We start from the raw sequence: 15473 nt of genomic DNA, 5'->3' as shown, positions 1-15473 counted from the left end.
TTTTATTCATTCTCTCCGTAATTTTTTTATTGTCGTAAAGTCATGCTGATGTCATAGCCCCAATGGAAATGAATCAGGTTATTTTACCCTTTACTTAACGCTATTATTTTCGCGTGATAGCAGAGTTTTAAGCCTGCATAAGAATATATTTTATTGTGCGAGTGATATAATATATCTTATATCAAAAACGTTACCCTAACTTAAATGCATATTAAGCGCGCTTAAACAATATCGTTTTACATTATATTAAAAATGTCCCCTACCAATTATCATACTGCGTAAATCATATTTAGAATGAACATCACAAGGTAAATATAAAATCATATAAAACATAAAGTTGCACAAGAAAAATCATTAACCACCCCATGTATCAATGCCCTCTTCATTGTTTTGGCACTTATTTACGAAAGCTTAATTTGCACAACCATCGTTTTCTGTCTATATCATTTTTATATTCTTAAAAATAATTCCTCTATTAAATACAGGGTTTTATAAGACGCAAAACACCCATTAAAACTGTTCTCTTTATAAGTCATTAGATTCGCTCTGATGTTGCCACTCTGAATTCTGGCGGGCATCGTGCGCGCTAAAAAAAACGGTCAGTGCTGCGTGATAACAGCAACTGCGCCGGGGGCGCCCTTTACCTTCTGCAGAGATGGCTCGTCTTGCTCGCCGTTAATGATACATCTGCTGGAGTAATGCCCAAATGAGCCAAATCTCTGTTATATCGAAACTTACTGGCGTGGAAACGACCACGGAAGGCACACAGGTAACGCTGAGCCATTCCTCTATCGTTGAGCTTCATGTCGAGCGAGCGAGCGTCTCCCACTTCGCGCGAAATGGTAACGATCTGCTGGTTACGCTGCACTCCGGCGAGGTGATCACCCTTAAAAACTTCTACGTCACGGACGCGCAGGGCGTGAGCCAGCTGGTACTGCAGGACAGCCAGGGGGCATTATGGTGGATTGAAGATCCGACCGGAGCCGCCACGTATGAATCTATCGCGTCTACGGACGTGCTGCTTGCAGCCTCCGGGAGCGACGCCGGTGGTGCCGCTATCTGGCCATGGGCTCTGGGCGGCATTGTCGCAGCGGGCGGCATCGCAGCGGCGGCAAGCACCGGTGGTGGTGGTGGAGATGACGGCAATAATAGTAGCCCCAACCCCAACACCCCCGTCGATCCTGCCGATCCGGATACGACAGCGCCGAACGCGCCTTCCGGCCTTAAGTTCTCTTCAGACGGTAAAACCGTCACCGGTTCCGCCGAACCCGGCAGTACCATCACGCTGAAAGACGCGAACGGAAATGTTATTGGCTCAGGAAAAACGGGCAGCGACGGCAGCTTTACCGTCTCTCTCGGCACACCGTTGACCAACGGCGAGCAGGTGACTGCCACCGCGACGGATAACGCCGGGAATACCAGCCCGGGCACAGCGCTCAACGCACCGGACACCACCGCGCCCGATGCGCCAGCAATCACCAGCGTAACGGACGATATTGCCCCGCTGACGGGGGCCATCAGCAACGGCGGCAGCACCAACGATCAGCGCCCGCAGCTTACCGGTACCGGCGAAGCGGGCTCGACCGTGACGATTTATGACGGCGGAGTGGCTATTGGTACGGCGGTCGTCGCCAGCAACGGCACCTGGACCTTTACCCCGTCGGTTGACCTGAGTGAAAGCGCTCATCAGATTACCGTGCGGGCAACCGACGCCGCGGGCAACACCGGGCCTGCCTCGCCGGTGTTTACCCTGACGGTGGATCTTACTCCGCCGGACGCGCCGACCGCGATTGTGCTGACCGACGATACGGGCGTTATCAGGGGAACCATCACGTCGGGCGCGCTTACCGATGCTTCACTGCCGATCCTGGCGGGAACCGGCGAGCCCGGCGGAACCATCACCATTTACGATAACGGCGTGGTGGTTGGCACCACAACGGTTCAGCCCAACGGCACCTGGAGCGTCACGCCGAACGGCCCGCTCCCGGACGGGACACACTCCATAACCGTCACTGAAACCGATGCCGCCGGAAACCTGAGCGCGGCCTCAGAGCCTGTCATTTTCACCGTGGACACCACGCCGCCGTCTGCCCCGGGTAACCTCGTGGTGTCGAATGATGGCGGCACCATCAGCGGCATCGCGGAAGCTGGCAGCACGGTGACCATCCGTGAAGGCGATATCACCCTTGGCACGGTGGTTGCCGACAGCCAGGGTAACTTCAGCCTGACGCTGACCCCACCAAAAGTTAACGGCGAAATCCTGACCGCTGACGCCACAGACACGGCGGGCAACACGGGACCAACAACCACCGCGGCGTCACCGGATATTACCTCACCGCAGATGCCAATTATCGTGTCGGTGATTGATGACGTGCAGGCCACCACCGGCCCCGTGGACCAGAATGGCCTCACTAACGACACGACGCCGACGCTCACCGGCACCGCTGAACCGGGTTCAACCGTTACTATCCGTCTGGACGGTGCTGATATTGGCACAGTGCTAACCGACAGCAACGGCCTGTGGTCTTATACCCCCACCACGCCGCTTGTCGAGGGCACTCACACTTTTACCGCCGTTGCCACCGATGCGGCGGGTAACACCAGCCTTCCGTCGGAGGGCTTCACCTTGACCGTCGATATTACTCCGCCACCGGCAGCGACTATCGCTACCGTGACCGATGATGTCGGCGGCGTTCAGGGTCCGCTCAGCAGCGGTGACACCACGGATGACACCAAACCGCTGCTGCAGGGCACCGCCCCGGCTGATGCGGTAATCACCGTCTATGACGGCGCAACCCTGCTCGGCACCGCCACCCTTGACGGCAGCGGCGGCTGGAACTTTACGCCAACGACTCCACTCACCGACGGCCCGCATTCGCTGACGGTTCACGCCACGGATGCCGCAGGCAATACCAGTATCTCCAGCCCGTTCGCACTGGTAGTGGACACCACGCCACCGCTTGCTCCGGGTAATCTCGTGGTGTCGAATGATGGCGGCACCATCAGCGGCATCGCAGAAGCTGGCAGCACGGTGACCATTCGTGAAGGCGACGTCATCCTTGGCACAGCTGTTGCCGACAGCCAGGGTAACTTCAGCCTGACGCTGACCCCACCAAAAGTTAACAGTGAAATCCTGACCGCTGACGCTACCGATACGGCCGGCAACACCAGTCCAACCACCTCCGCGGCGGCACCGGATATTACCCCACCGCAGACGCCAGTTATCGTGTCGGTGATTGATGACGTGCAGGCCACCACCGGTCCCGTGGGCCAGAACGGCCTCACCAACGACCGGGCCCCGACAGTGAACGGAACGGGCGAAGCGGGCTCGACCATCACGATTTATAACGGCAGCGATGTCCTCGGTACGGTGGTTGTTCCCTCCTCCGGCCTGTGGAGCTTTACGCCCCCCTCACCGCTGACCGATGGCACGTACGTGCTGACGGCAACGGCGACGGATCCCGCCGGTAACCCGAGCGGGTTATCAGGCTCGTGGACAATTAACGTCGACGGCACGGCACCCGGCGCCCCGGTGATTTCACAAGTTGTGGACGATGTTCCCGGCCGCACCGGCTCGCTCGACATTTATGAGACCACTAACGACGCGACCCCAACACTCAGCGGTACCGCCGAAGCAAACGCGACGGTCACCGTGCGCGTGGACGGTGTTGCTATTGGTACGACCGTCGCCAATGGTCTTGGCGTATGGATCTTTACGCCTTCCTCACCGATCGGCGAGGGTCCGCACGCCCTGACCGCCGTCGCGACCGATGCGGCAGGCAACACCAGCGGCGTCTCCAACACCTGGACTCTGACGATTGACAGCGTCGCGCCTGCCGCCCCGGTCATTACCCAGGTGCTGGATGATGTGCCGGAGCGCCTCGGCGCGCTCAACCCCAACGACAGCACCAACGACACCACGCCGACGCTCAACGGTACGGCTGAACCGGGCTCAAGCGTTACCATCCGCCTGGATGGCGCCGATCTGATTACGATCCCGGTCGACGGCAGCGGCACCTGGACCTATACCCTTACCACGCCGCTTGGCGAAGGGCCTCATACCTTTACCGTCGTCGCCACCGATGCGGCGGGTAACACCAGCCAGCCGTCAGGCGGCTTCACCCTAAACGTCGATACCACGCCGCCAGCGGCGGCAACCATCGCCACCGTGACCGATGACGTCGGCGGCGTTCAGGGCACGCTTAGCAGCGGCGATACCACGGATGACACCAAACCGCTGCTGCAGGGCGCCGCCCCGGCTGATACGGTGATCACCGTCTATGACGGCGCCACCCTGCTTGGCACCGCCACCCTTGACGGCAGCGGGGGCTGGAGCTTTACGCCCGTTACCCCGCTCACCGACGGCCCGCATTCGCTGACGGTTCACGCCACGGATGCCGCCGGCAATACCACTATCTCCAGCCCGTTTGTGTTGACGGTAGATACCGTCGCGCCCGCCACGCCGGACATCCCGGCCATCACCGTCAATCCTGACGGAACAGAAACACCGTTGAACCCGGGCGAAACCACCCGCGACACCACGCCGACCCTAAGCGGTACCGGCACGGCGGGCGATACCGTGACGATCTACAACGGCGGCGTCAAACTTGATGATGTCGTCGTGGACGGGACCGGCCACTGGACCTGGACGCCATCAACTCCGCTGCCTAACGGCACCTATGACATTACCCTGACCGTCACCAACATGGACGGTACGGGCAACGAAAGCGCCCCGTCGCAGCCGGTCACCATCACCATTGATACCGACCCGCCTGCTACGCCTGCGGCACCGACCGTCACCGACAGCGTCACCCAGATCACCGGCCCCGTTCCCGATGGTGGAACCACCAACGATCCGCGCCCGGTCCTGAGCGGCACCGGCACGCCGAACGACGTCATCAACATCACTGACACCGTCAACGGCATATCAACCGTCGTGGGCACCGTCACGGTAGACAGCAGCGGTAACTGGAGCTGGCGCCCTGGCAGCGACATTGCCGAGGGCAGCCACGCCTATACCGCCACCGCCACCGATGAAGCGGGCAACGTCTCTGACCCGTCGCCAGCGATTACGATCGTCGTGGATACCCTCGCGCCGGATACGCCGGTCATAAGCGCCGTCGGCGGTGAACCGAACGGTGGCTACATCACGGATACCACACCGACAGTGGGCGGAACCGGCGTTAACGGTGAGACGGTGATCGTCTACAACAACGGCGTCGAAATGGGCCGTGTCTTGGTGGCTAACGGGGAATGGAGCCTGACGCTTCCAACGCAAACTGACGGCCCGCTAAACATCACCGTGGCGGGTGTGGATGCGGCTGGCAACCTTAGCGCGCCGAGTTCGGTCTTTACCGTCACCCTCGATACCGTTGCGCCTGGGATACCGCAGATTAATGCCGTCTCAGACAGCCAGCTCACCAACAACGTGCTCTATACCCGCGACGGCACGCCGACCCTTACCGGGACAAGCGAGCCTAGCACCACCGTTATCGTCTCCGTCGACGGCATCCCTTCAGGTGTGCCGGTCACGATACAGCCGGACGGCAGCTGGAGCTGGACCGCAGGCACAACGCTCTCAGACGGCCCGCATACCTTCACTGTCTCCGCTACCGATGCTGCGGGTAACGCTTCAGGAACTTCAGCCCCGCTGAGCGTGACGGTGGATACCCAGGATCCAACCGCCCCGGGCAATCTTAGCCTTGCTCCAGAAGGTACACCGCTGACCGGAACCGCCGAGGCTGGAGCACTCATTACCGTTAAGGATAGCGGCGGAAACGTCATTGGTACCGGGGTTGCGACCGGGGGCAACTTCTCCATCGCGGTCAGCCCGGCCCCGCAGGATGGCGCGACCCTGACCGTGACCGCAACCGATGCGTCCGGACGTACCAGCCCTGATGCGACTTACAGCGTCACCGGTACGCTTCCGAATCTTCCTGACGTGCCCGTCATCACGGCGATTGTCGATGACGCGGATCCGGTCACCGGCGATGTGAAAGGCAAAACTACCAACGACACCACACCAACGCTTACCGGTACGGCCGAAGCGGGCAGCCTGATAACCATCTATCAGGACGGTAGCGCGACGCCATTGACAACGGTGACCGCTGACGGCAGCGGCAACTGGAGCTATACGCCAGCCGCGCTTGGCGAGGGGCTGCACACCTTTGAGGTGACCGCGACCCTCAACGGCCAGACCAGCGGTCGCTCTCCGGCAGCCAGCGTCACCGTCGACCTTACCGCACCGGGCACGCCAGCTATCGGCGCGGTGATTGACGACGTCGGTCCGGGCACCGGCCCGCTGACCAGCGGCCAGATCACCAACGACAACCAGCCGACCCTCACCGGTACCGGCGCGGTGGGCGATACCATCTCCATCTACAACAACGGCGTGCTGCTGGACAGCGTGGTGATCGGCAATACCGGTACCTGGAGCTACACCACGCCCGTTCTTGCAGAGGGTAATAACGTCCTGACCATCCGCGAGACCGATCCGGCGGGGAACCAGAGCGGTCCTTCGGCGGGATTCACCGTCGTGGTGGACTCCGTTTCCGCCACGCCGATTATCACCAACGTCACGGATAACGTCGGTAACGCTGCCACCACGGTGGTTAGCGGCAGCGAAACGAACGACGCCACGCCAACCCTTTCGGGGACAGCGGATGCAAACAGCGTGGTGACCATTTTCGACGGCGGCACCCAGATTGCCGTGGTGACGGCTGACGGCACCGGCGCATGGACGTTTACCCCTGACACCGCGCTCGTCGAGGGCTCGCACAGCTTCACCGTCCGGGCGACCGATCCGCTGGGCAACGTCAGCGCAATCTCAGCCCCATGGAGCGTGGTGGTTGACGTGACGGCACCAACGGTTCCGACGCTGGATAATGTGAACGACGACGTCCCTGGCGGCGTCCAGGGCAACCTCACCAGCGGCCAGGTGACCAACGATAGCACCCCAACCATCAGCGGCACCGGGCAGGCGGGCAGCACGATTCACATCATGAACAACGGCACGCAGATTGGCACGGCGACCGTTGACGGCAGCGGAAACTGGTCCTTTACGCCGACCGCGCCGCTGGGCGACGGCAGCTACTCGCTGCGCGCGTATGCTACGGATGCGGCAGGCAACGCCTCGGCGAACTCGTCGGTCTTTGCCTTTACCGTTGATACCGCAGCTCCAGGCGTACCGGTGGTGACCAGCGTGATTGACGATGTCGGTCCGGTCACCGGGACGCTCACGTCGGGCAACAGCACCAACGACGCGCGTCCAACCTTCAGCGGCACGGGCGAGGTGGGTTCTACCGTGCACGCGATCGTTGACGGCACCGAGATTGGCACTGCGGTAGTCAATGCCCAGGGCAGCTGGACCTTCACCCCGGGTATCGATCTGCCCGACGGGCCGCACGCCATCACCTTCAACGCTACCGACGCGGCGGGCAACGTGGGCACTGCAACGGCACCGTTTAACCTGACGGTGGATACGGGCGTGCCGTCGGCGCCGGTCATTTCGACCGCGGGTGACAATGTGGGCAGCATTCAAACCCCGCTCTCTTCCGGGCAGAGCACCGACGACACCACGCCGACGCTGAACGGCACCGCGACCGCAAATGCCACTGTCACCGTGTATGAGAACGGGCAGCCGGTCGGCACCGTTCAGGCGGACGGTACCGGCGCATGGAGCTTTACGCCATCAGCGCCGCTGGCCAGCGGCAGCCATACCTGGACCGCCACGGTCACCGATGCAGCGGGCAACGTCAGCCCGACCTCGCCGGGCTTTACCCTGATTGTCGATACCGTGGCACCGAACGCGCCGGTTATCAGCCAGGCGATAGACGACGTGGGCAGCATCACCGGCCCGCTCACGTCCGGGCAAACAACCGACGATACCGTTCCGCGCCTTGTCGGGACCAGCGAACCCTTTGCCACCGTGAACATCTATGAGGGAACAACCCTTGTCGGAACGGGCACCGCGGACGGTAACGGAAGCTGGAGTATCTTGCTCAACACCACGCTGACGACGGGCGCGCACAGCTTCACCGCGCAGGCGACGGATGCGGCAGGCAACACCAGCGTGTCCTCCACCAGCTTCAGCCTCACCGTCGACACCACGCCGCCTGCGCTGCCGGTGCTGACCAGCATTCTGGATGACGTGGGCAATGCGGCGACGCCGGTGGCGAACGGCGGGTTCACCAACGACGCGCAACCAACTCTCAGCGGTACGGCGGAAGCCGGGTCAACGGTGAAAATCTTTGATAACGGCGTACAAATCGGCAGCGTGACGGCGACCGGCGGGGCGTGGAGCTTTACGCCATCTCCGGCGCTGAGCAACGGTCCGCACAGTTTAACCTTTACCGCCACCGATGCGGTGGGCAACGCGAGCGCGCCTACCGCCGGGTATGTGATTAACGTCGATACCCTCGCGCCGGGCGCACCGGTCATCAGTTCGGTCATTGATGATGTCGGCAGCGTTACCGGGCCGGTGACCGGTACGAATCCGACCAACGACACGCGCCCAACGCTGAGCGGAACCGCCGAAGCGAATGCCACGGTACGGATCTACGATGGCATTACGCTGGTGGGCACGGTGACCGCCGACGGCAGCGGAAACTGGACCCTGCCGCAAACCACCGCGCTGACGCAAGGAACGCATAACCTCACCGCCACGGCCACCGATGCGGCGGGCAACACCAGCGTGGCGTCAGCCGTGACGACGATTATCGTCGATACGACCGCCCCAACGGCGCCAACCGGAACCTTCAACGCCGACGGTAGCGTCCTGACCGGAACTGCGGAAGCAGGCAGCACCGTCGCGATCCGCCTTGCGGACGGCTCGACGGTGACCGCCATTGCGGGCAGCAACGGCACCTACACCTACACCTTCATTAACAAACAGACCGAAGGCCAGACGCTGCAGATCACCGCCACCGATGCCGCGGGCAACACCTCGCTGCCGGGCTCCGCCCTTGCGCCGGTGGTGCCGCTCTCCGCCAGCAATAACGTCGAAGAGCTGAACCTCAGCACCACGGCAACCGTGACCAACAGCCAGTACAGCGATTACGGCTTCCTGCTGGTCGGCGCCGTCGGCAACGTCCTGACGCTGCTGGGCAATGATACGGCCCAGGTCAACTTCACGGTGGGCAGCGGCGGCAGCGCGGATATCGTGGTGAACGCCAACGCCACGGGAGCGGTGCTCTCTCTGCTCAACACCCTTGAACTGGTGGTTCAGCATTACGTCAACGGCGCCTGGACCACCGTGGTGGACACCGGCCAGCCGCAGTTTGCCGATCTCCTGACCCTCGGCGCAACCGGCGTCTCGCTGAACCTGACCGGGCTGGCCGACGGCAACTATCGCGTGCTCAGCTACAACACTAACCTGCTGGCAACCGGCTCCTACACCAGCCTCGACGTGGCGGTGAAAGAGACCGGTCCGGGTACGGTCACGGGCGAAACCAGCCTCAACGGCAACGTGATCCTCGATACGGACCCGACCGCCGGCAGCGACAACGCGCCGGCCGGAACCACCATTTCCGCAGTCACTAACGGACAGGGCGTCACCACCAGCGTGAACGCCGACGGCACGGTGATCCAGGGCCAGTACGGTACGCTGACCATCAACCGCGACGGCAGCTACACCTACAACCTGACCGACACCAGCGCCGCGGTCATTGGCCGGACGGAGAGCTTCACCTACACCATTACCCATAACGGCGTCAGCGCGTCGGCGCAGCTGGTGCTGTCTCTGGGTGCCGGTACGGTAATCAACGGCATTGTGGCGGTGGACGACACGGCCTCGCTGACCTTTGACACCACCGTGAGCGAGATTAATAACGGCGCCTCGTCTCAGAACGGTTTTACCCTGGTGGGCATTAATCTCGGCAACACGCTGGGGCTTAACCTGCTCGACGACATGACCAACCCGATTATCTACAACGTGGAGGAAGGCACGACCCGCACCATGACCATCCAGGCCTCCGTGGGCGGCGTGGCGCTGGCGTCGGTATTCGATCTGTACGTCTATAAGTTCAACAACGCCACCCAGACCTTCGAGCAGGTTCGCGTCGAGTCAGGCTGGCTGCGCGCCCCGCTGCTGGGAGGAACGTCATCCCAGCTGACGCTGAATCTGCCTGCCGGGGAGTACCTGTTCTTACTCAATACCGCATCGGGGATCGCCGTCCTGACGGGCTACACGCTGAGCGTTCTGCAGGATCATGTCTACAGCGTGGCAAGCATCAGCGAAACCACCACGGGCGACGTGCTGGCAAATGACCCAGTTCCTCCGGGCACGGTGGTCACCGAAGTGAACGGCGTGGCGGTCAACAGCAGTGGAACAACCGACATTCAGGGGGAATACGGCACGCTGACCATCAATTCGTCCGGCCAGTACACCTATACCCTGAGAAGCGGCGTGGGGGCGGACCATATCAGCACGCCGGACACCTTCGTCTACACCGTTACGGCGCCTGACGGCTCGAAGGATACGGCATCGCTCAACATCACCCCAACCGCGCAGGCGATGAATGCGGTTAACGATGTCAGCACCACGATGGATCTCACCTCGGTGCACCACACGTCGGTCTACTCGGATACTACCGTGGGCACCGCCAGCTGGACGACATCGCTGATTGGCTCAACCCAGGGCAGCGGCAGCGGGACCTTCGTGGTCGACCCGAACACCGCGCTGCACAACGCATCGCTGCACTTTAACGTGGCCTCGCTGCTGTCGCTGGGCGGACTGACGGTGAACTGGACGATTAGCGATGCCAACGGCGCGATCCGCAGCGGTTCCTTCAGCGGCGGCTCGCTGTTGGGCGGCAGTATCGACGTTCCGCTGACCGGGCTGGATCTCAACGCCGGGACCTATACGCTGAACTTTACCGGTAGCGTCCCGGGGCTGAGCGTGGGGAACATCACCATTACCCCAAGCGTGAACGGCACCACCTACTCGCTGAGTGATTTCGACGTCACCGGTACCCACACCGTCAACGGCAATATCTTTGACGGTACCGACTCTGGCGGCGTGCTGGATCAGCTCCACTCGGTGGATACCCGTCTGAGCGTGACCGGTTACAACGGCGTAACCACCACGCTGGATCCGTATACCGGCAGCGCAACGGTGAACATCACCGGCCATTACGGCGTTCTGGCGATCGGCGCTGACGGTCATTACACCTATACCCTCAACAGCGGGGTATCGCTCTCAACTATGACGTCGAAGGAGACCTTCAACTACACCCTGACCGACTCCACCGGGAGAACGGACAGCGCCACGCTGACCATCAATATGGCGCCGCAGTTCATCAGCTCGGAGCATAACGACGCCATCACCGGTACGGCCTACGGCGATACGCTGATTTACCAGGTGCTGAACAGTACGGTGGGGAATGCCACGGCGGGTAACGTCAGCAGCACCGCGGGCGATCACTGGACCGGCTTCTCGCTGGCGCAGGGGGACAAAATCGACATCGGCGATCTGCTGGTGGGCTGGAACGGTAGCGCCTCGACGCTGGGGAATTATCTCCATGTCACTAATAGTAATGGCAATACCGTGATCTCCATCGACCGTGACGGTACAGGGAGCACCTACACTAATACCACGCTCGTTACGCTTGATGGCGTTCAGACCACCTACGACGAGCTTGTTAACCAGCAGCACATCATTACCTGATAGCACCTGCAAGCTACCCTAAATAATTCGAGTTGCAGGAAGGCGGCAAAGGAGTGAATCCCCGGGAGCTTACATAAGTAAGTGACTGGGGTGAGCGAGTGCAGCCAACGCATCTGCAACTTGAAGTATGACGGGTAGAGATGACCCGGGCGCACAGCGCCCGGGCATAACAATAAAGCTTTACTTATTTTATTAGGGACATGACATGGGAATGAAGATGCCTCACTGGTGGCTCTCGTGCTGCCTGATATCTGTGCCCGCTCTCTGCGCGAACCCGGCGGCAATCATCAATACCGGGCAGCTTCGCGAAACGCAGGAACTCCCCTCGCTCAATGGCCGCGTCGCACCTGCGGCCGGCAAAGCCGCACCCGGTTCATTGCAGCTTGGCGATGCCGTTAACCGCGCCGTCACCTGGCATCCGGCCATCAGCGAAGCCGTGGGAAAACTCTATGAACAGAGCGAAGAGGTGGACGTCGCTAAATCAAAATACTATCCGCAGATTAATGCCGGCGTGGACAGCGGCTATTCCCATGACGGCGATCAAAACGGCTTTACCCCGTCGCTGGTGCTCTCTCTCTCACAGATGCTCTACGACTTTGGCAAAGTGGCCAGCCAGGTGCGCGCCGAGAGCGCGGGCGTTGCCCAGCAGCAGGCCAACGTGCTGGTGAGCATCGACACTATTGCCCACGATACCGCCATCGCCATGGTGCAGGTGCAAACCTTGCAGCAGATGGTCGACACCGCTAAAGAACAGCTCGACGCCCTCTCCTCGATTGGCACGCTGACCCGCCAGCGTAACGACGAAGGGGCCACGTCGCTCTCTGACGTGGTGCAGACTGATGCGCGCATTGAAGGCGCGCGCGCCCAGCTGATGCAGTACCAGGCCAGCCTGGACAGCGCCCGCGCCACGCTGATGAGCTTTCTCGGCTGGAACAGCCTGAACGCCATCAGCAATGACTTTCCGCAAAAGCTGGGCCGGAGCTGCGATATCGCCGAGCCGGATGACCGCCTGGTGCCCGCGGTACTTGCCGCCTGGGCGCAGGCTAACGTCGCCCAGGCGAACCTCGATTACGCCGACGCGCAGATGACGCCAACCGTCTCGCTGGAGCCGGAGGTGCGTCACTACATGAACGATAGCTATGCGGGCAGCGACACGCGGGATCGCACCCAGTATTCCGCCTGGGTGAAAGTGCAGATGCCGCTCTACCAGGGCGGCGGCCTCACCGCCCGGCGTAACGCTGCCGGACACGCGGTGGAGGCGGCGCAGTCCACCATTCAGCGTACGCGCCTTGACGTCCGCCAGAAACTGCTGGAAGCCCGCAGTCAGGTGATGAGCCTGCAAAGCACGCTGCAAATTCAGGGCCGCCAGGAAGCCCTCAGCGCACGCACCCGCGAACTGTACCAGCAGCAGTATCTCGATCTCGGTTCGCGCCCGCTGCTCGACGTGCTCAACGCCGAGCAGGAGGTCTATCAGGCGCGCTTCACCCAGCAGCAGACCCTCGGTCAGCTGCACCAGCTGCAGCTCAACTGCCTGTATAACACCGGGCAGCTGCGTCATGCGTTCGATCTTGATAACCGCACCATCCAGACCGTGGAGATCCAGCCATGAAGCAGCGTGATATCCCGCAAGGTGAAAATATGACGGATGAGGCGCTGGCGCAGTGGGCGCAGGCCTTTGGTTTTGTCGCCACGCGCTACCGCGTCGCCTGCTCGCCCGGCGCGCTGATCGCAGGCGCACCGTGGCTAAAAGGCAAACCGATGGTGCCCGCCCTCACCCAGCTGGCCCGCGAAGCGGGGCTGTCGTTTCAGCTCCTTACCGACGATCGGCAGGCGATCAACAGCTGGCGTCTGCCGGTAGTGGTGGCGATGAATGACGGTAGGATCGGCGTGATCGAGCATTTCGACGGGGACGATACGCTGGAGGTCAGCTTTTTCGACAATGAAACCTATACCAACCGGCTGTCGATGACGGCGATGCTGCCCGCTATCCGCCACGTCATTGCCCTGCGTCCACTCGCCGCGCTGAAGGACAGCCGCGTGGACGCCTATATCTCAAAATACCGCCCTGACTGGCTCTACCGGCTGGTGATGCGCGACCTGCGCCCCTACAGCTGGGTCATGCTGGCCGCCCTCTTTATCAACGTGCTGTCGCTCTCCGGAATCGTCTTTTCCATGCAGGTCTATGACCGGGTGATCCCCGCCCAGTCCTACCCGACGCTTTACGTCCTGACCATCGGGGTGCTGATTGCCACCCTGTTTGGCTTTGTGCTGCGCGTGGCGCGTGGGCACATTATGGATCTGCTGGGCAAGCGCTCGGATATGCGCGTTTCGGATCGCGTCTTCGGCCACGCGCTGCGGCTGCGCAACAGCGCGATCCCCCGCTCCACCGGCAGCTTTATCTCTCAGCTGCGCGAGCTGGAGCAGATCCGCGAGATGGTGACCTCGTCCACCATCTCAACGATTGTCGACCTGCCCTTCTTTTTACTGTTCGTGGTGGTGCTGGCGATCATCGCGCCGCAGCTGGCGTGGATCGCGCCGGTCGCGGCGGTGATCATGGTCCTGCCCGGCCTGCTGCTGCAGAAGAAGCTGGCGGAGCTGGCAAAGCAGTCGGCCCATGAATCGACCCTGCGCAACGCGGTGCTGGTAGAGAGCGTGCAGGGGCTGGAGGACATCAAGCTGATGCAGGCGGAAAACCGCTTTTTGCAGCAGTGGAACAGCTATATCCAGATCACCGCCGAATCCGGCCTGCGCACCCGCGAGCTGACGCAGAACCTGATCAGCTGGGGAATGACCATTCAGAGCCTGGTCTACGCCGGGGTGATTGTGGTCGGCGCCCCGATGGTGATCGACGGCACCCTGACCACCGGCTCGGTGGTCGCCGCGTCGATGCTGGCCTCCCGCATGATCGCCCCGATGGCGACGCTGTGCGGCGTGCTGGCGCGCTGGCAGCAGGTCAAAGCGGCAAAAGAGGGGCTGGACAGCATCATGCAGCTTCCCACCGAAAACCAGCGCGAGGAGACGCCGATCCGCCAGGACGTGCTGCGCGGACACTATCTTTTCGAGCAGGCGCAGTTCCGCTATCAGCCGGACGATCCGCGCATGGCGCTGCGCATTAACCGGCTGGAGATCCGGCCGGGAGAAAAAGTGGCGATTCTGGGGCGCAACGGCGCGGGAAAATCGACCCTGCTGCAGGCCATGGCGGGGGGGATGGATCTGGCGGCCGGCGAGCTGCGGCTTGATAACTTTAGCCTGCCGCATCTCGACGTCGCCGACGTCCGGCGCAACGTCGGCTTTATGACCCAGAACGCTCGGCTGTTTTACGGCACCCTGCGCGAAAATATCACCCTCGGTATGCCGCGCGCCACCGACGAAGAGATTTTCGAGGCGCTGGAGCTGACCGGCGCGGCAGGCTTTGTGCAGAAACTCCCCAAAGGGCTGGACTACCCGATCATGGAAAACGGCGTGGGATTATCCGGCGGGCAACGCCAGTCGATTCTGCTGGCGCGAATGCTGCTGCGCGATCCGAATATTGTGCTGATGGATGAACCCACCGCGTCGCTGGACGAGCACACCGAGCGGGAATTCATTCAGCGTCTGGGCGACTGGCTCGGGCATCGCACCCTGATTGTCGCTACGCATCGCGTACCGGTGCTGGAACTGGTGGAGCGCGTCGTGGTGTTGAAAGAGGGGATGCTGGTGATGGATGCGCCAAAAGCCCAGGCGCTGAACAACAGCCGTATGCAGCAGCAACAGCAGCAGGCAGCAACCGGACGGGAGTGGAAAAATGAAAATCAGTCAGCGTGACGTG

Annotated in this window: 3 protein-coding genes; all 3 read left to right on the top strand. The window is 61.6% G+C overall.

Translation table 11 applies throughout. The features are described from left to right. The first annotated feature begins 706 nt into the window (after positions 1–706). The 3 genes from P346_RS08805 (at position 707) to P346_RS08815 (ending at position 15469) form a co-directional block, all read left to right on the top strand. The gene (locus P346_RS08805; protein ID WP_032660449.1) at positions 707–11665 is read left to right on the top strand and encodes a BapA/Bap/LapF family large adhesin; all 10959 of its coding nucleotides are present in this window, start codon (positions 707–709) and stop codon (positions 11663–11665) included. Between the two features lie 205 nt (positions 11666–11870). Then, the gene (locus tag P346_RS08810) at positions 11871–13274 is read left to right on the top strand and encodes a TolC family outer membrane protein (RefSeq protein WP_032660447.1); all 1404 of its coding nucleotides are present in this window, start codon (positions 11871–11873) and stop codon (positions 13272–13274) included. Beyond that, the gene (locus P346_RS08815) at positions 13271–15469 is read left to right on the top strand and encodes a type I secretion system permease/ATPase (RefSeq protein ID WP_032660445.1); all 2199 of its coding nucleotides are present in this window, start codon (positions 13271–13273) and stop codon (positions 15467–15469) included. Before P346_RS08810 ends, P346_RS08815 begins: the two co-directional genes overlap by 4 nt. Positions 15470–15473 lie beyond the last annotated feature (4 nt).

Source organism: Enterobacter sp. DC1, from assembly GCF_000568075.1.
Classification (GTDB): Bacteria; Pseudomonadota; Gammaproteobacteria; order Enterobacterales; family Enterobacteriaceae; genus Enterobacter; species Enterobacter asburiae.
Note: the sequence above shows the minus strand (reverse complement) of the source record. Positions and strands in the feature narration are given on the sequence as shown.